Annotated in this window: 14 protein-coding genes; 3 read left to right on the top strand and 11 right to left on the bottom strand. The window is 73.4% G+C overall.

Annotation, left to right across the window (positions count from 1 at the left end; genetic code table 11):
* The first annotated feature begins 201 nt into the window (after positions 1-201).
* On the top strand, positions 202-4,146 hold the full coding sequence (gene eccCa / locus ACP7TJ_RS23235) for a type VII secretion protein EccCa (RefSeq protein WP_427767447.1): 3,945 nt from the start codon (positions 202-204) through the stop codon (positions 4,144-4,146).
* Positions 4,147-4,331: 185 nt separating this feature from the next.
* Here the strand turns inward: eccCa and ACP7TJ_RS23230 are convergent, their stop codons facing one another.
* Complete coding sequence (locus ACP7TJ_RS23230; RefSeq protein ID WP_380881867.1) at positions 4,332-5,540, bottom strand: S8 family serine peptidase; 1,209 nt, start codon at positions 5,538-5,540, stop codon at positions 4,332-4,334.
* Positions 5,541-5,625: 85 nt separating this feature from the next.
* Here ACP7TJ_RS23230 and ACP7TJ_RS23225 point away from each other — a divergent pair, with 85 nt between their 5' ends.
* Entirely contained in the window at positions 5,626-8,976 is a 3,351-nt protein-coding gene (locus ACP7TJ_RS23225; RefSeq protein ID WP_427765089.1) for a right-handed parallel beta-helix repeat-containing protein, read from the top strand.
* Between the two features lie 54 nt (positions 8,977-9,030).
* On the opposite strand, the gene ACP7TJ_RS23220 is transcribed toward ACP7TJ_RS23225, so the two are convergent.
* The 4 genes from ACP7TJ_RS23220 to ACP7TJ_RS23205 all read right to left on the bottom strand — a co-directional run bounded on the left by ACP7TJ_RS23220 (position 9,031) and on the right by ACP7TJ_RS23205 (position 15,195).
* Positions 9,031-10,290 carry a hypothetical protein gene (locus ACP7TJ_RS23220; protein WP_427765086.1) on the bottom strand — a complete coding sequence of 420 codons (1,260 nt, stop codon included), beginning with the start codon at positions 10,288-10,290 and terminating at the stop codon, positions 9,031-9,033.
* Between the two features lie 62 nt (positions 10,291-10,352).
* Positions 10,353-13,460 (bottom strand): hypothetical protein, encoded by a 3,108-nt coding sequence (locus ACP7TJ_RS23215; RefSeq protein WP_427765083.1) that lies wholly within the window; start codon positions 13,458-13,460, stop codon positions 10,353-10,355.
* Positions 13,457-14,122 (bottom strand): type VII secretion system-associated protein, encoded by a 666-nt coding sequence (locus ACP7TJ_RS23210; RefSeq protein WP_427765080.1) that lies wholly within the window; start codon positions 14,120-14,122, stop codon positions 13,457-13,459. The genes ACP7TJ_RS23215 and ACP7TJ_RS23210 overlap by 4 nt, the downstream gene beginning before the upstream one ends.
* Positions 14,119-15,195 carry a sugar-binding transcriptional regulator gene (locus ACP7TJ_RS23205; protein ID WP_189912110.1) on the bottom strand — a complete coding sequence of 359 codons (1,077 nt, stop codon included), beginning with the start codon at positions 15,193-15,195 and terminating at the stop codon, positions 14,119-14,121. The genes ACP7TJ_RS23210 and ACP7TJ_RS23205 overlap by 4 nt, the downstream gene beginning before the upstream one ends.
* 203 nt (positions 15,196-15,398) lie before the next feature.
* On the opposite strand from ACP7TJ_RS23205, the gene ACP7TJ_RS23200 reads away from it, so the two are divergent.
* Positions 15,399-15,953, top strand: coding sequence for a glycoside hydrolase family 25 protein (locus tag ACP7TJ_RS23200; RefSeq protein WP_167744717.1), 555 nt, complete (start codon positions 15,399-15,401; stop codon positions 15,951-15,953).
* Positions 15,954-15,957: 4 nt separating this feature from the next.
* On the opposite strand, the gene ACP7TJ_RS23195 is transcribed toward ACP7TJ_RS23200, so the two are convergent.
* From ACP7TJ_RS23195 to ACP7TJ_RS23170, 6 genes are all read right to left on the bottom strand, one after another.
* Positions 15,958-16,776, bottom strand: a complete 819-nt coding sequence (locus tag ACP7TJ_RS23195) for an NADPH-dependent F420 reductase (RefSeq protein ID WP_427765076.1) — start codon at positions 16,774-16,776, stop codon at positions 15,958-15,960.
* Positions 16,777-16,798: 22 nt separating this feature from the next.
* A complete protein-coding gene (locus ACP7TJ_RS23190) occupies positions 16,799-17,011 on the bottom strand; it encodes an EF-hand domain-containing protein (protein ID WP_093768100.1) in 213 nt (70 codons plus the stop codon).
* A 49-nt stretch (positions 17,012-17,060) separates the two neighbouring features.
* On the bottom strand, positions 17,061-17,975 hold the full coding sequence (locus ACP7TJ_RS23185; RefSeq protein WP_189912112.1) for a MerR family transcriptional regulator: 915 nt from the start codon (positions 17,973-17,975) through the stop codon (positions 17,061-17,063).
* Between the two features lie 79 nt (positions 17,976-18,054).
* On the bottom strand, positions 18,055-18,663 hold the full coding sequence (locus ACP7TJ_RS23180; protein ID WP_167744714.1) for an ATP-binding protein: 609 nt from the start codon (positions 18,661-18,663) through the stop codon (positions 18,055-18,057).
* Positions 18,664-18,842: 179 nt separating this feature from the next.
* The gene (locus ACP7TJ_RS23175) at positions 18,843-19,610 is read right to left on the bottom strand and encodes an enoyl-CoA hydratase/isomerase family protein (RefSeq protein ID WP_122213641.1); all 768 of its coding nucleotides are present in this window, start codon (positions 19,608-19,610) and stop codon (positions 18,843-18,845) included.
* A gap of 86 nt (positions 19,611-19,696) precedes the next feature.
* Complete coding sequence (locus ACP7TJ_RS23170; protein WP_318296512.1) at positions 19,697-20,938, bottom strand: L,D-transpeptidase; 1,242 nt, start codon at positions 20,936-20,938, stop codon at positions 19,697-19,699.
* Positions 20,939-21,055 lie beyond the last annotated feature (117 nt).

Raw genomic sequence — 21,055 nt, 5'->3', positions numbered from 1 at the left:
TCGCAACACCACTCCGGGAGTTCAACTTCACGGCGCTTCCCGGCCATTCTCCCGACGCCGACGCACGGGACGTTGACTCTTTACGGTAAAACCCGCGTTGTTCTCGCGGATTTCCCCCGGAATTCCTTCCGACATCATTGAGGAGGACGTTCGTTGAGCGTGATCCTGTTCCGCCGTCCGGCCCGTCGCAAAGGGCCGGAAATGCCGTCGGGGGAACTGAGTCTCCAGGAGCCGCCCACGCTTCCGGAAGTCGTGCCGGACAGTTCCGCGGTGTGGACGTATCTGCCGATGGCGCTGATGTCGGTCTCCATGATGCTGATGTTCATGCGGCCGGGGATGAGCCAGAGCAGCGGCGGATTCATCTACATCGCGCTCGGTGTGATGGTGATCGCGTCGGCGGGCATGATGCTCGGTCAGGTGATGCGGCGCAACGGCGAGCGCAAGCAGCGGATGAAGGGCGAGCGCCGCGACTACCTGCGGTATCTGCGGCAGACCCGGCGCATGGTGCGGACGTCCGTCGTCGAGCAGCAGCGCGCCCTGGCCTGGCGCCACCCGGAGCCCGACGCGTTGTCGTCGCTGGTGCGCAGCACCCGGCTGTGGGAACGCCGGTCGTCCGACGAGGACTTCGCCGAGGTGCGGATGGGTGTGGGCGACCAGCGGCTGGCGATGAAGCTGACACCGCTGTCGACCAAGCCCGTCGAGGACCTGGAGCCGCTAAGCGCGCACGCGCTGCGCAGCTTCACCCGCGCGTACTCCACCGTCCGCGACCAGCCCATCGCGATCTATCTGCGGGCCTGGTCGAAGGTGCTGTTCCGCGGGGACGAGGAGCGGATACGGGCCCAGGTGCGGGCCCTGCTCGCGCAGTTGGCGGTGTTCCACTCCCCCGACGACCTGTGGATCGCGTTGTGCGTCTCGGACGAGCGGCGCGCGGAGTGGGAGTGGGCGAAGTGGCTGCCGCACAGCCTGCACCGGCACGAGGAGGACGGCGCCGGACCGGCCCGTCTGGTCGCTTCGGCCTTCACCGAGCTGGAGAACCTGCTCGGCGCGGAGTTCCTGGAGCGGCCGGGCGCCGACCCCGACGCGGTTCCGGGACGTGAGGAGCCGTACACGGTCGTCGTGATCGACGGCTGCACGGTGCCGGCCGGGCACCGCTTCGACGGGCACGGGTTCCGCAACGCGGTGGTGCTCGACCTCACCGGTGCGCTCGCGTGGAAGCCCGGACGGACCACGCTGCGCCTGGAGGTGGACGAGAGCGGTGTCGCGCTGGTGCGCACCGACCGCGACCGCAAGGAGCAGTCGACGGTGCTCGGCCGGCCCGACCGGCTGGGCACGGTGGGCGCGCTGGCGCTGGCCCGGTTGCTGGCGCCGTACCGGATGAGTGTGGGCGGCGACGACTCCAAGCCGCTCGCCGACGACGTCGAGCTGACCTCGCTGCTGAACATCCCCGATCTGCACCGGCACGACCCGGCCACCCTGTGGCAGAAGGCGACGGGCAGCGCCCGGCTGCGGGTGCCGATCGCGGTGAGCGGTGAGGGCAGGCCCGTGGAGCTGGACATCAAGGAGTCCGCGCAGGGCGGTACGGGGCCGCACGGCATGCTGATCGGCGCGACCGGCTCCGGCAAGAGCGAGCTGCTGCGCACGCTGGTGCTGGGGCTGGCGCTGACCAACTCCTCCGAGACGCTGAACTTCGTCCTCGTCGACTTCAAGGGCGGCGCGACCTTCCTCGGCCTCGACGAGCTGCCGCACACCTCGGCGGTCATCACCAACCTCGCGGACGAGGTGGCGCTGGTCGCCCGGATGCAGGACGCCCTGCACGGGGAGCTGATCCGGCGGCAGGAGCTGCTGCGCGCCGCCGGGAACTACACCTCCGCGCTGGAGTACGAGAAGGCGCGGCAGTCCGGGGCGCCGCTGCAGCCGCTGCCCAGCCTGTTCGTGGTGGTCGACGAGTTCAGCGAACTGCTCGCCTCGCACCGCGACTTCATGGAGCTGTTCGTGATGATCGGCCGGCTCGGGCGCAGCCTCGGGGTCCATCTGCTGCTGGCCTCGCAGCGGCTGGACGAGGGCCGTATGCACCAGCTGGAGAGCCATCTGTCGTACCGGATCGGTCTGCGGACGTTCTCCGCGATGGAGAGCCGGGGCGTGCTGGGGGTGCCGGACGCCTACGAGCTGCCCGCGCAGCCGGGCGCCGGGTTCCTCAAGAGCGGTGTCGACGCGCTGACCCGGTTCCGGGCCGCGTACGTCTCGGGACCGTACCGGCGGCGGCGGGCCGTCGCGCGGGCGCAGGTGGCGCGTCAGGTGGTGCCGTGGACGGCGGAGTGGGTGGTGCCGCGCGCTCCCGCGGACCCGGACCCGGCGGGCGAGCCCGACGGGACCGTACCCGAACCGGAGGGCGAGGGGGACGGCGGCGGGGAGACGCTGCTGTCGGTGGCGCTCGACCGGCTGCGCGGGGCGGGGCCGCCCGCCCACCAGGTGTGGCTGCCGCCGCTGGGCCGGCCGGCCACCCTGGACCAGATCCTGCCCCCGCTGTCCCCCGACCCGCGGTACGGCCTGACCACGGCCGACTGGCCGCTGCGGGGGCGGCTCACCGTTCCGGTGGGTGTGGTCGACCGGCCCTTCGACCAGGTGCGTGACCTGCTGACCGTGGACCTGTCCGCGGCCGGGGGCCACGTGGCCGTCGCCGGGGGGCCGCAGAGCGGCAAGAGCACGCTGCTGCGGACCCTCGTCACCGCGCTGGCCCTCACCCACACCCCGCGCGAAGTGCAGTTCTACTGCCTCGACTTCGGCGGCGGCACGCTGGCTTCACTGGACGGGCTGCCCCATATGAGCGGGGTCGCGGCGCGGGTGGACACCGAGCGGGTGGGCCGTACGATCGCGGAGGTCACCACGCTGCTCGCCCGGCGGGAGCGGTTCTTCCTGGAGCACGGCATCGACTCCATGGCGACCTACCGCAAGCGGCGCGCGGCGGGAGAGTTCCCCGACGAGCCGCACGGGGACGTCTTCCTGGTCATCGATGGCTGGGCGACCGTGCGCCAGGACTTCGACCGGCACATCCCCACCTTCAACGCGCTGGCCGCCCGCGGGCTCAACTACGGCGTCCACCTGATCGTCACCACCGCCCGCTGGGTGGAGCTGTCGTCGTCGGTACGCGACCAGACCGGGACCCGGCTGGAGCTGCGTATGGGCGATCCCATGGACTCCCAGATCGACTCCCGGAAGGCGGCGACGGTCCCGCGCAGCGCGGGACGGGGGCTGACCTCGGACAAGCTGCACTATCTGGCGGCGCTGCCGCGCGTCGACGGGGTCGAGGACGCCGACGACCTCGCGGACGGGGTCGCGGGACTGGTCGCCGCGATCGGCGAGAACTGGACGGGGCCCACCGCGCCACGGGTGCGGATGCTGCCTTCGACGCTGCCGGTGGAGGAGCTGCCGGAGCCGGAGGGCGAGAACGGGCTGCGGATCGCGATCGGCCTGGACGAGAACGAACTGGCGCCGGTGTGGCACGACTTCGCCGAGAACCCGCATCTGATCGTGGTGGGCGACACGGAGAGCGGCAAGACGAACCTGCTGAAGCTGGTCGCGCGCGGCATCACCGAGCGGTACACGCCGGCCGAGGCGCGGATCATGACGGTGGACTACCGGCGGGAGCTGGTGGAGAGCGTTCCGGAGGCGTACCGGCTGGGGCACGCCGTGTCGTTGGACATGCTGCGGGACCTGGTGGACGGAGCCGCGCGGGCGGTCAGGCAGCGGGTGCCGGGGGAGGACATCGCTCCGTCGCGGATGCGGTTGTGCGACTGGTGGCAGGGGCCGCGGCTGTTCATCCTGGTCGACGACTACGACATGGTGGGCGGCGGGCCGATGACGCAGCCGTTCGCCCCGCTCCTCGACCATCTGGCGCTGGGGCACGAGGTGGGGTTGCACCTGGTGGTGGCGCGGTCCTCGGCGGGAGCCGGGCGAGGGCTGAACGAGGCGCTGCTGCGGCGGTTGCAGGAGGTGAACACGCCGGGGCTGCTGATGTCGTGTCCGCCCAGTGAGGGATATCTGTTCGGAAGTGTGAAGGGGCGGGAGCTGATTCCGGGGCGGGCGGTCCGGATCGCCCGGCGGAAGACCTTGCAGGTGCAGACGGGGCTCGTGGGGGGCGGGTCGTGAGGCGTCCGGGTCCTGAGAGGGTCTCCGCACCGCCGCCACGATCCGCGGGCAGTCGTGCCGCAGGGCGATGGGGGTCCCCCCGCTCGAGTGGAGCCGAGAGTGGGGGAGGGTGGGCGCGACGGCGCCCCGAAGGCGTCGGGCCGGGCAGGCGAGGGCCGGCCCGGACGGGTGCGGTGACGACGTCCTCAGGAGGTGCCCGGTGGGCGCCAGTTACGGGTGCGGCCTCGGGGGACGACCGCGGCCAGGGCCGCCAGGAGGAGGACCGTGGTCAGGCCCACGGCCGCGATCGTCAGGGAACGGGTGCGGGGGGCGGGGTCGGCGGGGGGCGGCATCCGCGCGGGGGCGGGGGTCCTTGCAGAGGGCTTCGTGTGGTCCTGGACCAGGGACAGGGCGGCGTACGGGTCCAGGCGGGGGATGTCCGAGGGGTAGGCGGTGTCGAGGAGGCGACGGGCGACCTCGGCCGCCCCGAGGTCGGGGTGGTAGGCGCGGACGAGGGCGGCGGCGCCGGCGACGCCCGCCGCGGCCAGCGAGGCGCCGGAGCCGATGTAGTGGCCGGAACCTTCAGGGCCGACGCTGACCATCTCGCTGCCGGGCGCGGACAGATCGGGCTCGTAGGCGGGCGGCGCGTTCTTCTGCCGTACGCCGCCGGGGCCGAAGTCCACGACGGCGAGCGCGCCGGGTGCGGCGGCCGGCCAGTACGGCCCCTCGGGCATCTCACCGTCGGGCCCCCGCTCCTCACGGGCCACGGCGTCGGGCGCGGCCGGGGCGACGACCAGCGCGTCGCGCCGGGCGGCGTGGGCGACGGCCGCGGTGAGTTCGGCCTTGCCGGTGCGCAGGACCTGGCCGACGTAGATGACCTGTGCGCCGCGGTCCGCCGCGGTCCTGATGCCGGCGGCGACGCGTTCCACGGAGGGCACTCCCCGGTCGTCGGTGCCGGACAGGGCGAGGATCTCCGCCTGTGGGGCGATCCCGGTGATGCCGCTGCCCTTCTCCGGCGCGGCGGCGATCAGGCCGGCGGCGAACGTGCCGTGGCCCACGCAGTCCTTCGCCGCCCCGTCGAGGGGCTCCACCCTGCCGGACAGACTGGGGACGCCGGTGGCGACCCCGCTGTCGACCACCGCGACGGTCACCCCGCCGCCGCGGGAGATCCGCTGGGCCCGGGACAGCCCGAGCGCCGTCTGCGACCACGCCGCCCCGGTGGCCGTCTGATCCGAGGCCCCGGTGCACGGGTTGCCCTCGCCGAGCCGGACGGGCAGCGGGGGCAGCAGCGTGGCCCCCGGATCGTCGGCACCGGAGCTCGCCGACGGCGCGGCGGGGAGGGCGAGGGCAGGCCCGCCCGTGACCGGTAGGACCACGGCGACCGCCAGCACAAGGCCCGCCCCCCGACGTCTCATGACATTCCGCATAAGCCGCATGATATGCACACAAGATGTACGGCGTACAACGCCAACTAGGCGACAGCACAAGGAGGTTCGAGGCGTGGCACGTCACATACTCACGGTCGGCCCGGAACGGTCGGACGGCTTCCGGACGATCGGTGAGGCACTGGCCCATGCCCGTACCGGGGCGGTGATCCGGGTCCGCCCCGGCCGCTACGCCGAGAACCTCGTCATCCGGCACCGGGTGACGATCGCCGGCGAGGGCGAGCCGGGCGCCGTCGAGCTCTGCCCGCGGGACGGCACCGCCGTCACCCTCATGGCCGACGCCGTGATGCTCAGTGCCCTGACCCTCCGGGGCCGGGACAAGGAGGCCGCGGTCGTGGACGTACCGGCCGGCCAGGCGGCCCTCGACGACTGCACCGTGGCCGGTTCCGGATGGACGGCGCTGCTGGTCCGCGGCAAGGGCTCGCTGGCCGCCCGCGGCTGCCGGATCAGCAACCCCGGCGGCGCCGGCCTGGTCGACTCGTCGGAGTCCGGGAGCATCGTCGAGGACTGTGTGTTCGAGAACTTCGGCACCTCCGCGGTGGTGATCGGCGAGAGTGCCGGGCCCCTCGTCCGCGACTGCCGCATCCGGGGCGCGCGGGCCAACGGCGTCCTGGCGAGCGGCGAGTCCCGCGGCACCGTGGAGGGCTGCGACATCTCCGGCACCGACAAGCCGGCCATCGCCCTGGAGGGCCACAGCTCGACGCGCGTGCTGCGGTGCGCCGTGCACCACACCTCGGTGGGCCTGCTGGTGACCAGCATGTCCCGGCCGGAGATCGAGGAGACCTCCTTCGAGTCGATCGCGCAGAGCGGCATCGTCATCTCCGGCGGGGCCGACCCCGTGCTGCGCGGATGCGTCACCCGGCGCACCGGGACCAGCGGGCTGCTCGTCCTGGACCGCTCGCGCGGAATGCTGGAGGGCTGCTCGTTCCACGGCTCCGCCGAGGCCGCCGTACGGGTCGTCGAGGGCGGTGCCCCGCTGTTGCGGAACACCGTGGTGAGCGACTGCGCCGACACCGGCGGGGCGGTGCAGCTCTGGGACGACTCCACGGCCGAGTTCGAGCACCTGGAGGTCCTGGACGCGGCCGGCGTCGGCATCTCGGTGCGCTCCGCCGCCAACCCCTTGCTGCGCCGCGTCAGGGTCACCGGCTCCGGCGGCCACGGCGTCGAGTTCACCGATGACGGCCGCGGCCGGCTCGAGCACTGTGAGATCGAGTCCGCCGGCGGCTGCGCGCTGAGCATCGACGACGACTCGGACCCCGAGATCAGCGACACGGTCCTCACCTCCGCCGCCCGCTCGGGCCTGCTCGTCGGCGAACGCGGCCGGGGCACCCTGCGGGACTGCGAGATCGGCGACAGCGCCGACGCCGGGGTCGGGGTGCGGGACGGCGCGGAAATCACCCTGGAGCGGGTCCGGGTGCACGGCTCGAAGGCGCACGGCGTCCAGGTGTCGCGGGGCGGCCGGGCCGTCCTCACCGCCTGTCAGATCACCGGGAGTACGGGCGACGGCGTACGGATCGACAGCGCCGAGCCGGTCGACGTCACCCGGTGCGTCGTACGCGACAACCGGGGCGCGGGACTGCGCCAGAGCCGCGCGAGCGAGCGGCTCACGGTCGAGCTGCTGACCAGCGCGGACAACGGGCTGCCGGACAGCTGGGGCGAGTCGGCCGGGACAGGCGGCGAGGACGGCGCACCGGGCGGGTCCGGCAAGCAACCGGAACCGGAGGGCCCGCTGGCCGAACTGGAGGCGCTCGTCGGCCTGGAGAACGTCAAGCACCAGGTGAACACGCTGGTCAATCTGAACCAGCTCGCGGAGCGCCGGCGCCGGCTCGGCATGCCGGTCCCGTCGATGAGCCGGCACCTGATCTTCGCGGGGCCGCCCGGCACCGGCAAGACCACCGTCGCCCGCCTCTACGGCAGCATCCTCGCGGACCTGGGCGTGCTCAGGAGCGGACACCTGGTCGAGGTCGCCCGTGCCGATCTCGTCGCGCAGGTCATCGGCGGCACGGCCATCAAGACCACCGAGGCGTTCACCAGCGCGCTGGGCGGAGTGCTGTTCATCGACGAGGCCTACACGCTCACCGTCGAGGGAACGTCCAACGACTTCGGCCGCGAGGCCGTCGACACCCTGCTGAAGCTGATGGAGGACCACCGCGACGACGTGGTCGTGGTGGCGGCCGGATACTCCGAGCAGATGGAGTCGTTCCTGACCGCCAACCCCGGTCTCGCCTCCCGGTTCACCCGCACCATCGAGTTCGGCAACTACGCGGTGGAGGAGCTGGTGACGATCACCGAGAGCCTCTGCCTGCGTCACCAGTTCGAGCTCGGGCCGTTGACCCGGGAGGCCCTCGCCGTACGCTTCGAGCAGATGACGCGCGACGCGACCTTCGGCAACGGCCGTGCGGCCCGCAGCGTGTTCGAGGACATGGTGGACCGGCAGGCGTTCCGGCTCGCGGCCATGACCGACCCGTCGGAGAACGACCTGACGCTGCTGCTGCCGCAGGACGTCGGCGACGCGGAGGCGGCGGCCGTCGGCGCCGGCGAGGGCGGCACGGAGCAGGACGCGGACGGCGCGTCCGCAGCCTCCGACCCGATGGCCGAACTCACCGCCATGGTGGGACTCGCCGCCGTGAAGCGGGAGGTAGCCGACCTGGTCAGCCTCCTCACCAACGCCCGGCAGCGGGTCGCCGCCGGGCTGCCCGCCCCCCGGATCAGCAACCACCTGGTCTTCAGCGGACCGCCCGGCACCGGCAAGACCACCGTCGCCCGGCTGTACGCCAGGCTCCTGCACTCGCTGGGGGTGCTCCCCCGCGACTCCCTGGTCGAGGTGGCGCGGGCGGACCTGGTGGGCCAGTACGTCGGCCACACCGCCCAGCGCACCAAGGACGTCTTCACCAGCGCGCTGGGCGGGGTGCTCTTCATCGACGAGGCCTACACCCTGACCCCCGAGGGATCGTCCAACGACTTCGGCCGCGAGGCGGTCGACACCCTGCTGAAGCTGATGGAGGACCACCGCGACGAGATCGTGGTCGTCGTCGCCGGATACACCGAGGAGATGGGGCGCTTCCTCGCCTCCAACCCCGGTCTGACGTCCCGGTTCTCCAAGTTCGTGACGTTCGAGGACTACAGCACGGACGAACTGGTCACCATCGTGTCCCGGCACGCCGCCGCCTCCGGGTACGAGTGCGCCGACGCCACCGTCGAGGCGCTGCGCGCCCATGTGGACGCCATCCCGCGCGACCGGTCCTTCGGCAACGCGCGGCTGGCCCGGCAGTTGCTGGAGACGATGATGACGAGCCAGGCCCGCCGGCTGGGCGGGCTGGCCTCTCCCAGTCTCGCCGACCTCACGACGCTGCTGCCGGAGGACCTGCCGGGCCGGCAGGTCCTCCGGCAGCAGCCCGCCGGGTGAGGACGGACGCCCGCCGGCCGGTGCCGGCGGGCGTCCACCGCGCCGGCGGATCCCTCAGAGGTTGAACTTGACGCTCTCCAGCCACAGGTCCGGCTCCAGCGTCCCGCCGAACCGCCAGCCCTCGGACGACTCGCACAGATAGGCGCCCCAGTCGTGCCCACCGAGCTTGTGGTGGTGGCAGACGTTGCCGTCGTCGACGCCGATGGCGTACCCGCTGAGGTTCGGCGCGTTCGGGGAGTCGCTGCCCAGCGTCAGATCCGTCGCCTCGCCCGCGCTCGACCACGCGGTCGTCCAGCCGTCCTTCTGGACGTACTCGTTGGCGGACACCTTCTTGGCGCCGACCACCGCGATGTTGATGGCCGTGATCGGCAGCCCTTTGCCCGACATGGCCCCGTCGCACCTCGGGTTGGTCCAGCCGGCCCCCTTCCGGTGGACCCGGTAGCAGATGTGCCGGCCGGAATCCTCGGCGGCCAGCCGCTGAACGGCGTAGGCGGCCGTGTTCGGCGGGAGCACCGGGGCCTCGCGCTTCTCGGTCCGGGTCTCCGCCTTCTTCGTCGTCGCCCTGGGCGACTCGCCGACCGGGGCGGGAGCCGAACTCGTCACCGGGGGGACGGGCTTCTCGACGACATGGCTCGGCTTGACGGACGGCTCGACGGACGGCTTCCCGGTCGACGGCTCAGGTGTGGGCTCCGCCGCGGCGTAGTCGCCCTTCGGCACCTCCAGGGGGTCCTCCTCCAGCAAGGTGTCGGACCCGGCGGCCACCGTCACGTCGTCCTTCTCCTTCTGCCGTGAGTCGTCCGTGGCCCAGATCAGCAGCGGCACGGCGAGAAGGACGACACCCGCGATGCCGGCGGCGGCGAGCAGGGGTTTCTTCGGTTTCCCGGACGGCGGCCCGTCCGCACCGGCGGCGGCAGCGGCGGTTCCGCCCACCCCGCTCACTCCGGCGGGTTCGGCGGCCGCGGCGGCTGCGGCGGCCGGCTCGGCGGCGCTCCCGCTCTCCGTTTCCGGCCGCTCCCGCGAGGCGGACGCGGTGGCCGCCGCGGCCGGTTCCCCGGTGGCGGCGGCCGGCGCGGGGGCGGCCTCGCTCTCGGCGGTGTCCGCGGCCGGCCGGGCCGTCTCCGCCGCTTCCCCGGTTCGCCCGGTGTCGCCGTCGCCGGGGTCCGATGCGGCCGTACGCCGTGCGGCCGGCGCCAGCATCGGGCCGGGGTCGGCCGCCGCCGACCCGAGGGACACGGCCCTGCGGACGGACGAGCCGCCCGGACCCCCCGTGCCGTCGGGCCCGCCGGGAGCGGGCGGCTTCTTCTGACGTGCCATCGTTCTCCTCGATCTGTGTGGACTGTCGGGTGATGGGTGGTCGTGTGGCGCGCCCCCGCCCGCTATCCGTCCTGGCCCACGGGCCCGGAACAGCGCTCCGGCCACTGGTGGTCGTCGCCGGGGCGGAAGCCCTTGGCCAGCGCCTCCTCCAGGTGCGTGAGGGCCTTGAGGTCCAGCCCGCTCAGCTCGTCCGACCCGTCCCGGTAGGCGGTCGCGTTCCCGGGGAGCTCGCGCAGCAGTACGACGGAAGGGCCCGCGGGCACGGTCCGCACCCCCAGCACCCGGAAGCCGGTCCCCGGCACGAAGACGATCTCCTCGTACCTCTCCGGGGGCCCGCCCGGCCGGTCGATCAGTTGCCGTACCTTGCGTCCGGTGACGGACCAGACCGCGTAGCGCACGGGGGCCCCGGAGGGGAGCGCCGAGGATCCGGCCAGGGCGCTGACCGGGGCGGGGTCGTGCAGCAGCGTGCCGGCCTCCGGTGCGGGGCCGTCGGCGTCCCCGCCGCGCAGGGCCACGCCCCGGTAGGAGGGCAGCCGGCGCAGAGCGGACGCGAGACACCCGGCGTAGGGCAGCAGGCGCCCCTCGCCGGTGCGCAGGTCCCGGATCAGCTCGCGGTGGTGCAGAGGTCCTTCCCCGGCGGTGAGGTAGGCGTGCGCGGCGACGAGGTCGGTCCGCGCGGCGTCCAGTTCCTGACCGCGCAGGGCGGGCATCCGGGTGAGCACCCGCGACACGGCGGCCGCGTGCCCCTCCCAGGCGCCGCCCGCGGCATCCCGGAACGCGGCACGCTCGGCGGGCCCGCTGACATGCCCGGGCACGAACGGCAGGGCGGCACGGCGCGACGCGGACGCTTCCCCGGCCCGCCCCGGCGGTCCCGACGGCGCCACGGCACGTACGGCCCGACCGCCGGCGGCGTGCCCCGCCCCGCCGACGACACCGCCGGCTCCGGGGCGCGCCCCGGCCGAGGAGACGGTCCGAGGCCTTGCGGCCCCCGGACCCGCCCCGGTGCCCGGCACCGCACCGGGCCCCGAAGCCCTCGCCTCGCTCCCGGCGCCGGGCTCCGGCGACGCGGCGGTCGGGGACCCCTCGGCGGACCGACCCTGTGCACGGGACTCCGAGGACGCGGCGGGCACGGACGCCCCGCGCCCCGCCGCCTCGGGTTCGGCGGCCTCCGGCGAGGAGCCCGGCGGTGCACCCGCCTCTCCCCCGGCACCGGCGGCCGACAGGCCGGGGGCGTCCGCGTCCACGGGGACATCCGGGGACGCGACGGGCCCGACAGTCGAACATCGGTTCGCTTCAGCGGCCGCATCGCCCGGAGGAGCATCCGGGGACAGGGCACGCGGGCGCACCGGTGCCCCGGGCCCGGCAGCCTGCGGACCGGCGGCAGCCACACCGTCGGAGCGGGCCGCCCCACCGCCGGGTCCGCCGGCCGACGGACCGCTCGCAGCCGTACCGGACCGACGGGTCTCCCCGTCGCCGGGCCCGCGGCCCGCTCCGGCGGCAGACCCGGCAACAGGCGGAACAGGAGTCGTGCCGGCCCCACGGGCCACCCCGCCGGACGCCGACGCCCGGCCCGTCCCGCCGGGCCCACGGCCCACCCCGGCGGCATGCCTGGCCCCAGGCGGAACAGGCGCTGTACCAGGCCCGTGGGCCACGGTCGGCACAGTCTGTCCGGGCTTCGCCGCCGACGGGCCGTCGGCGCCCGTGGGCGGTCGGCTCGTCGCCATGCCCGGCCGAACGGTCGCCGGGCCGGGGCACGAGGGCCGTCCGGAGGTGACGTAGCGGATGTTCGGTATGCCGTGTTCGGCGGCCAGACGGCGGAGAGCGCCGTCGCCCTTCAGGAGTCGGCCGCGGACCAGCAGGGTGGTGCGTGCGCGGACGTCGGTGCCGAGGCCGCGCACGAGGCGGGACAGCGCGGGCAGCAGGGAGTCGTCCAACGGCTGCCCCGGCATGCCCACTTCGATGGCGCACACCTCCGGGTCGACGGCCGGTCCGAGCGGCCCCGGACGAGGTCCGTCCGGTGCCCACAGGGCGAGGCCGGCCCGGGTCACCCTCGCCTGCCAGTGGTCCGTCAGCCGTACCGTCCCCCGTTCGCTGCCGCCGAGGACCCAGTCGGGCGGGTGGATCTCCACCGGCCTGGGTACGGGAGCCCGCCCCTCGGCGTCGACCGGTCCGCAGACCACGGACGACACGAACGGCCGCCAGCTCGGCCTCCCGTCCAGCCCCACCAGCGTGGGCCGGGGAGGCGTTCCGGGCGGAGCGTGGTCATCGAGCAGCGGCAGGCCGGTGAGCACCTCCACCTCGGCGCCCAGCAGGTCGGCGACCGACTGCCCGAGCCGCAGCAGGTCACGCCGGCCGCCGGGCGCGAGCCGGGTGCGGGCGCGCTCCGCCTCCGGCAGCCCCGCGAGCACGGCGGCCACCTCGTCGGCGCCGACGTCCTCCGCCTGCGGGGCACCGACCAGTACCGTCAGCCGTTCGAGGTCGACGGGCACGGAGAAGCACAGGTCGTCGGGGGCCGGCCCGGGCGCCTCGGCCGGACGGATCACCACGCCTGCCGGGACGCGGTCCACGACACAGCCGCCGGCCGTGCGCGCGGGCACCCCGTCCAGCGCCTCCTCCCAGGCGGGTGCCGGCGCCCGCCGGCCCGCCTTCCGGGGCTCCGCACCGGGTGCGAACCGCCACCAGGCGCGATCTCGGCGGGAGTCGCCGTGGACGAAGAGCGTGCCCCCGGGTGTGATCAGGACGGCCCCGTCCGGCGCCGTCACCTCCAGTTCCCAGGCCTCCGCGATCCTGCGGGCGACGCCGGGCCGGTCCGGCCGGTCGTCACCGGCGCCGGACATGACGAGCCGGACCCGGTCGGTGCCCCGCGCGCGGAGGGAGTCGAGGAGCGCGCCCAGTCGTGCCCAGTGGCCGGCGTCGGGCGCCCCGCCCCCGGCGGCGGAGCCCACGATCACCGTGACGACGTCCTCCTCCCGCCCGACGGCGCCCGCCACCTCGGCGACGACGTCCAGCGGGAAGGAGTCGTCCTCGACCGAGCGCACCAGCAGCACACCGTCGATGTCCTCCACCGGGGGCCCGCCGGCGCCCCGGTTCCCGGCGCCGTTCCCGCCGCCGGCCGGGACCGCCGTACCTCCGCGTCCCCGGCCCCGCAGCACGGACGACCAGCGGCTCACGCGTCCGTCCCCCGGACCGGGTGAACGGCCTCGGTGACCACCGGCGCCGTGCTTCCGACGGCGGTGGCGGCCGCGACGGGCCGCTCCCCCGCGCCGTTTCGGACCGCGTCGCGTACGGGGCCGGGGTCCAGCAGCATGCCCACCGCGGCCGAGGGGTTCAGATACAGCACGTGCCCCTCGGGGACGCGTGTCACCAGGTCGTCGACGCCGACGAGTTCGAAGGCGAACCGGCCCGCCGTGCGCAGGAACACCGACGAGGTGAACACCGGCACGACCGGTGTCCCGTCCGGCGCCGCCGCGCTCACCAGGCCCTCGCCGCCCGGCGCGGTCAGCACGGCCACCTCACGTCCCACCAGCGCGGCCGGCACCGCCTCGCCGGGCCCGTATCCGGTGGACGCGAGCTGGACGGCGCGGTCCACCTCGTCCACCGGTTCGGGCCAGCCGAGCGCGCGCGGGGACGGCCGGTACCCGGGATTGTCCTCCCACTCGACGATCTCGCCGTCGGGTCCGGACCGCCACCGGCCGGTCATCGCCCACTCCGGAGGCTTGCCCTCCCCGGACCACATCGGGTCGACCACCCCCAGCCAGTGGTCCGGGGCGAGGCGGCCCGCCTCGCGGATGTCGTCCGGAACGGGCGGAAGCGCCCCGTCCTGCCGGCTCATCGCTGTCCTCGTCCAGTGGATCGGGACGACGGTGCGGATACGGTCCGCGCCGGGTCGTCCGGGTCGTCGTGCCAGAGGAGGAGGCGCGCGGTCGTGGCGTCCGTGACGACTCCGGTGAGCAGTCCGGAGTTCAGTACGGCGCGCACCGCCCCGGCACCGCGTCCGCCGGCCGCGACGCCGATCAGCTCGGTGACGCCACGGAGTTCGTCGGCGGTGACGGCGATCGTCCGGGCGGTCAGCTCGGTGGGGATCATCCGGCCCTCGGCGTCCAGGACATGGCCGGCCACCTCGGCGCACGCTCCCGCCTCCCGGAGTGTCTCCCGCTCCCGCTCGGACAGGGCGTCGTACACCGTGGAGTGCGGTGCGTCCCACGCCGCGATGCCGACGACGGCCTTGGTGACCAGACCGAACCGGTTCAGCGTCTCGGCGGTGGCGGGCTGGCTGCGCAGGACGGCGGCCGTCACCGCGTCGGGCAGCAGGAACGGGGTGTGGAGGGGGAACGCCCTGCCCCCGCCGGCCGCGGCCGTACGGCGGACCGCGGTGATCGCGGCGTCACGGGCGAGGTCCCGCCCCCGCACCCCGGTCAGCTGCACCACGTCGCACAGCGGCAGCCGGGTGACCGCCTCGCTGAGCGCGTCCACGGCGTGGCTGCCGTCCAGTCCGAGGACGTCGCCCTCCTCGGCGATCTCCGAGATCAGCCGGGCCGCCGCCGTGCCGAGCCAGCGCCCGCTCCGCCACTGGTCCGCCGGCGCCGCCGTACCGCCCTCGCCGCGGCCCAGGTTGACAACGATGCCGTGCCGGAGCCCGAACCGCTCGGACAACGCCCGTCCGAGCGGGACGTCGATCTCGGCCGGGACGGTGATGTCGATCCGCACGATGTCGTGGGCCACGGCCGCGCCGAGGAGGCGGGCCACCTTGAACCGGCTGATGCCGAACTCCTTGGCGATCTCCACCTTCGACCGGTGCTCCAGGTAGAAGCGCCGCGCGACGGCGGCGGCGAGGAGCATGTCGATCGGGGCGGGTAACGCCGCCGCCTCGGCCGGTTCGGCCATGTCGTCTCTCCGCGCTCTCATCGGTCGTCACCTCACGTCACTTCTCCGGCTAGTTCATCTGTGCGAGGTGAGCGGAACATGACGGGTAAGCGACACAGGAGTGACACCAGGGGTGTCAGTGACCGCCGGGACCGGACTTTCCACCTGCCGGACGGGTCGCCGGTCCCAGAGCGGGGAAGGAATCACTCGACTCCCCTCCCCCCACCGGCACCTCAGGGAGCCCCATGCTGCGCGGCATCGACGTGAGTGCGTACCAGTCCTCCTCGTACGACACCGACGGCCTGTCCTTCGTCTTCATCAAGGCGACGGAGGGGCGTTCGTACATCAACCCCAAGCTTTCGGCCCAGACGAAGCGGGCCCGCGACGCCGGCCTGGTCGTCGGCTTCTACCACTTCCTCTGGCCGGGCGACCTCACGGCCCAGGCGGAGTACTTCGTGCGCCACGCCCCGGAGCAGCGGGGCGACGTCCTCGCGGTCGACTGGGAGACGACGGGTGAGGGGACACGGGCGAGCAACGCGGAGAAGGACCGCTTCATCCGGAAGGTGAAGGACCTGAGGCCGCACCACAGGGTGATCCTCTACGCCAACAGGCACTTCTGGCTCGACGTCGACACCACGTCCTACGCGGGCGACGGCCTCTGGATCGCCGACTACGTCACCGCCGGGAAACCGCGCATCAAGGCGGACTGGCGATTCCACCAGTACACCGACGACCCGCTGGACAAGAACGTCGCGGACTTCTCCAGCGGGTCGGCGCTACGGGAGTGGGCCGGGGCGTGAGAGGTCAGCCGCGGAACTCCTCCGGGCGTTCCGGGGACGCCTCGGCGAGGGCCTGGGTGACGGCCTCGGCGCCCGCGCGCAGGCCGTAGACCGGGGTGCCGGGCTGCTGGCGCCAGGAGTCGTCGATGCCGCCCGCGTCGACGGTGTCGAAGCCCAGCTGTTCGATCAGGTCGCGGACCGTGCGCTTGGCCGCCTCGTCGTCGCCGGCGACGGGGAGGGCCATGCGCTCGGGGTCGCCGGCGGGGCGGTGCCGGTCCAGCAGGTCCTGGGCGTAGGTGCCGTTGAACGCCTTGACGACGGGGTGGCCGATCTGGCGTTCGGTCCAGCGGCTCTCGGTGAGGCCCTCGTCCTCGATGCCGGGGATCCTGCCGTCGCGCCGGCGCGGGTAGTAGTTGCCGGTGTCGATGACGACCAGGCCCTCAGCGGCCTCGTCGAACAGGCCGGAGGGCAGGTCCGGCACGGCCTTGAGGGGCACGGTGACGACGGCGATCTCGGCGCCGCGCGCGGCCTCCTCTGCCCGTACCGGGGTCGCGCCGGTCTCGTCGGCCAGTTCCCTCAGGGTGTGCGGGCCGCGGGAATTGGCGACGGAGACGTCGTGGCCGAGGGCCGTGAGCCGTCGCGTGAGGTTTCCGCCGATGTTGCCCGCGCCGATGATGCCGATCTTCATGTCCGCTCGCCTCGCCCTTTCCGGGGTCGATGTCGCCGGGGTTTCCGGGGAAACCCCATGATCGGCACCAACCTGCCGGGCGGGCGGACCATTCCGGGCGCTTTCGCCCGTCCGGCCCTGTGCGGCGTCCGCGTGGATTCCCGGCGCCGGAGTCACCGGCGCCGGGGCATGCCCGGTCCTACTTGTTCAGGTGGATCCAGAACTCGTCGAAGGACAGCAGTTTGTCGCCGTCGAGGTCCCGCGACTTGATGAGGGCCTCGGCGACCGCCTCGGTGACGTTCCAGTCGCCGCCCTGGGCCAGCGCGGTCTTGAACTCGGCAGCGGTGATGAACCCGTCCCCGTTCGTGTCGATCCGCTCGAACTGCTTCCGTGCTTCCTCGATGTCCGCCACCGGTCCGCCCCTCGTCTCGTACTTTGCCGTCTTGCTGACGCGGGTCAGTTTATGGGGCCACCTGGGACTCCAGTGCGGCGACCACCCACCCGAACTCCTCGGTGCGGGCGGAGGGCCGGTCCCATCCGTTCACCACGGCGGACAGTTCGCGGTAGCGGTTGAGGCGCGGGTCGGCCACCGCCTGGAGGCGCTTCAGCACGGCAGCCGGGTCGGCGTCGCCGATCAGGTCGCGCAGCACGGCCGCGGCGCGGGGCGTGCCCGGCACGACGCCGTCGCGCAGGGCGTCGCCGGCGCTGCGGATCAGGCGGCTCATGAACCACAGGGAGCTGCCGGTGGGCACGTCCCGTCCCCGGTCCGCGGCGTTGAACTCGATCATCCTGCGCATGGCGGCCCGGAACTCCGGCTCCTGGATCAGCTCGACCAGTTCCACCCATGCGTCCACCTGGTCCGGGGTGGGGTCGTCGGGAAGATCGGCCGCGGCGAACCGCAGACGGTTCCGGATGTCGGGGTCCGCGGTGTCGAGGCCTTGGAAGATCTCGGTCGTGAAGTCGTCGAGGATGCGGGCGCGCTCGGCGGCGGACAGGCGGGCGAGTCGGTTCATCAGGGTCGTCTCCTCGGCGGTCGAGCCCCTGCGGGCCACGGTCGACAGCACCCCGCGGGTCACTTTCAACGACCGGATCTGCGCGTCCAGCGCGGCCACGTGGGCCGCCGCGACCTGCGCGACCGTCGTCTCACCGGTCAGCACCCGGCGTACGTCGGTGAGGCCGAGGCCCAGCTCACGCAGGGTGCGGACCAGCTCCAGGCGGGCGAAGGAGCCGGCGTCGTAGAGCCGGTAGCCGCCCGCCGAACGGGTCGCCGGGGGCAGGGCGCCCTCGTCCGACCAGTAGCGGATGGTGCGCACGGACAGCCCGGTCGCCCGGGCGAGCTCGCCGATGGTGAGAAGGCCGGTGCCGTCGTCGGTCATGTCCGGGAGTCTGGGCCTTCCAGTGGGTGGAGACTCAAGCCACGCGGGCGGGAAGGCCCTCAGGGACCTCCGTGAGCCCTCAGCGGTCCGCCACGCGCATCTCGAACCAGGTGGTCTTGCCGTGGGAGAGGAGGTCGACGCCCCAGCGGTCGGCGAGTTCGTCGACGAGGAACAGACCGCGGCCGCTGACGTCCATCTCCTGCACCGGCATCAGACAGGGCAGGGCGCGGGACGGGTCGCGGACCTCGACGCGGATCCAGCCCCGGCGGTGCCGCATGCGCAGCCCGAAGGCACGGGCCCCGGTGTGGCGTACGGCGTTGCCGACGAGTTCCGAGACGAGCAGCACCGCGTCCTCGGTGAACTTCGGGGGCAGGCCCCAGCGGCGCAGGATGACGATCTGGACCAGTCGGCGGGCGATGGCGGCGGACTCGGGAAGGGACGGGAGCGGAACTTCGCCCTCCGTGGGGTCGCCGTACAACTCCATTGCGCGCACGGCATGTTCGTCCTCGACCGTCGGCGACCAGCGCGACGCGATGGCGCGTCCGTCTCCCCGCGGCTGCTCCATGCCCTCCAGCCCCGCCATGGCCCCATCATGGCCGTCCACCGGGGAGGCCGGGGCCGTTCCGAGGGAATACGCCCCCTCTGCGCCCCCGTCCGACCGTGGGCCTCCGGCATGTGCCAAAGGCATGTCGGTGCATCCGAAAGCCTGCTCGACCTGCGACAACGACTCACGCTCGGGCAATCGACGGGCCCCCTCGACGGGTACGGCTTAAGGGTGCGTTAAGGCTCCCATAATGCGTACCGTCGAGAGGGCCGGATGAGACATGACGTCAACTGCAACCCCTTGGCGGGGATTTCAACTGCTCGTCACAGGAACTTCGCCTTGCCGGGGCCCTCCTCCACGAAGCTGCGCATGCCCCGCTCCCGGTCCTCCGTGGCGAACAGGCCCGCGAACCAGTTGCGCTCCACCGCGAGACCGGTGTCGATGTCCGTCTCCAGACCGGTGTCGACCGACTCCTTGGCCGCCCGCAGCGCGAGCGCCGGCCCCTGCGCCAGCTTCGCCGCCCAGGCGTGCGCCTGGGTGTAGACCTCGTCGGCGGGGACCACGCGGTCCACCAGGCCGAGGGCGAGCGCCTCGTCGGCCCGCACCTGGCGGCCGGTGAAGATCAGGTCCTTGGCCTTGGACGGGCCGATCAGCCGGGCCAGCCGCTGGGTGCCGCCCGCGCCGGGGATCAGGCCGAGCAGGATCTCCGGCTGGCCGAGCTTGGCGTTCTCCCCGGCGATCCGGTAGTCGGCGCACAGGGCGAGCTCGCAGCCCCCGCCGAGCGCGTAGCCGGTGACGGCGGCCACGACCGGCTTGGGGATGCGGGCGACGGCGGTGAAGGAGTCCTGGAGGGCTCGGGCGCGCAGGACCATCGCCGTGTGGTCCATGGCCTGCATCTCCTTGATGTCCGCGCCCGCCGCGAACACCTTCTCGCCGCCGTAGATCACCACGGCGCGCACGTCCTCGCGGCGCGTGGCCTCCTCGGCGAGCTCCTTCAGACGGTCCTGCGTGGCGACGTCCAGCGCGTTCATGGGCGGCCGGTCCAGGCGCAGCGTGCCGACGCCCTCGGCGACTTCGAGATGTACGGTCATGCCAGCAGGTTAACGGTGACTAACCCTTCGTGAGCCGGTGCCGTGGCTCACATCCCCCGCCGACACCGGGCACGCCCGCGGAGGGCCTACGCCTTCCACTTCTCCCAGGACATGTTCCAGCCGTTGAGGCCGTTGTCGGGCGCGATCACCGCGTCGTCGCTGTTCTTGACCTCGACCACGTCGCCGATCAGCGAGTTGGTGAAGAACCACGCCGCCGGGGCTGTCTTGTCCCAGCCGCCCTTCACGTCGCGCAGGCCGACACAGCCGTGGCTGGCGTTGCGGTTGCCGAAGGCGTCGCCGCCCCAGTAGTTGCCGTGGATGAAGGTGCCGGAGGTGGACAGGCGCATGGCGTGCGGGACGTCCTTGATGTCGTACTCGCCGCCGTAGCCGACCGTGTCGCCGTTCATCCGGGTGACCGTCAGCTTCTCGCTGATGACCATCTTGCCGTTCCAGGTCTCGTAGCCCGGGGCGCCGGTGGTGACCGGGATCTTCTTGATCACCTTGCCGTCGCGGATCACCTTCATGGTGAGCTTCTTGGCGTCGACCACGGAGACCTGGCTGCGGCCGATGGTGAAGGAGATCTTCTTGGACTGCTCGCCGTAGACGCCGTCACGGCCCTCGACGCCGTCCAGGTCGAGGTCGACGGTGACCTTGGTGCCGGCCTTCCAGTACGTCTGCGGGCGGAAGTCCAGGCGGTCGTTGCCGAACCAGTGGCCCTCGACCTCGACGGCCGGCTCGGTGGTGATGCGGACGGCCTTCTCGACGTCCTCGGGGTGGGTGATGCCCCGGGTGAAGCGAAGGGAGAAGGGCATGCCGACGCCGACGGTGGAGCCGTCCTCGGGGGTGAAGTGCCCGATGAACGTCTCCTTCGGCGTCAGGGTGGTGAAGCGGGAGTCCTGCGTGGTGGTGCGGCCTTCGGCGTCCTTGGCGACCGCGTGCACGGTGTAGCCGGTGGAGGCGGCGAGGTGGGTGGACGGCGTCCAGGTGGCGCCGTCCTTGGATATCGCGCCCTCGACGGCCTTGCCCTTGGCGTTCTTGACGACGACCTCGGTGAGCCTGCCCTGGGCGGCCGTCACCTTCAGCTCACCGCTGGTCTCCACCGACGTGGCGCCGTCGCGCGGCGCGATGGTCACGCGCGCCTCGGACTGCGTGCCGCGCGCCGCCGTGGAGTCCTTGCCCTTGCCCTTGCCCTCGCCCGAGCCGGATCCCGGCTCCGATCCCCCGCCGCAGGCGGTGACCGCCAGCATCACCCCGAGTGCCAGCGCCGCCAGCTTCCTGCCGCCGCGCCGCGCGCCCACCGACGCCCCCGATATCGGCCCCACGTTCACTTGTTTCTCCCCTCGGCGGGTCTGTCCGGACCCGGCCCCCCAGCACGCCTCTCGCGCACACGGCGAATGGTAACCACAGGCCAGGAGCGCGGAAGGCGGAGGTTGTGTCACCGTTCC

Origin of the sequence: Streptomyces sp. DSM 41931 (assembly GCF_050271085.1) — a bacterium.
Taxonomy (GTDB): Bacteria; Actinomycetota; Actinomycetes; order Streptomycetales; family Streptomycetaceae; genus Streptomyces; species Streptomyces albogriseolus.
The sequence above is the reverse complement of the archived record's forward strand: the minus strand, read 5'-3'. Positions and strand labels throughout refer to the sequence as shown.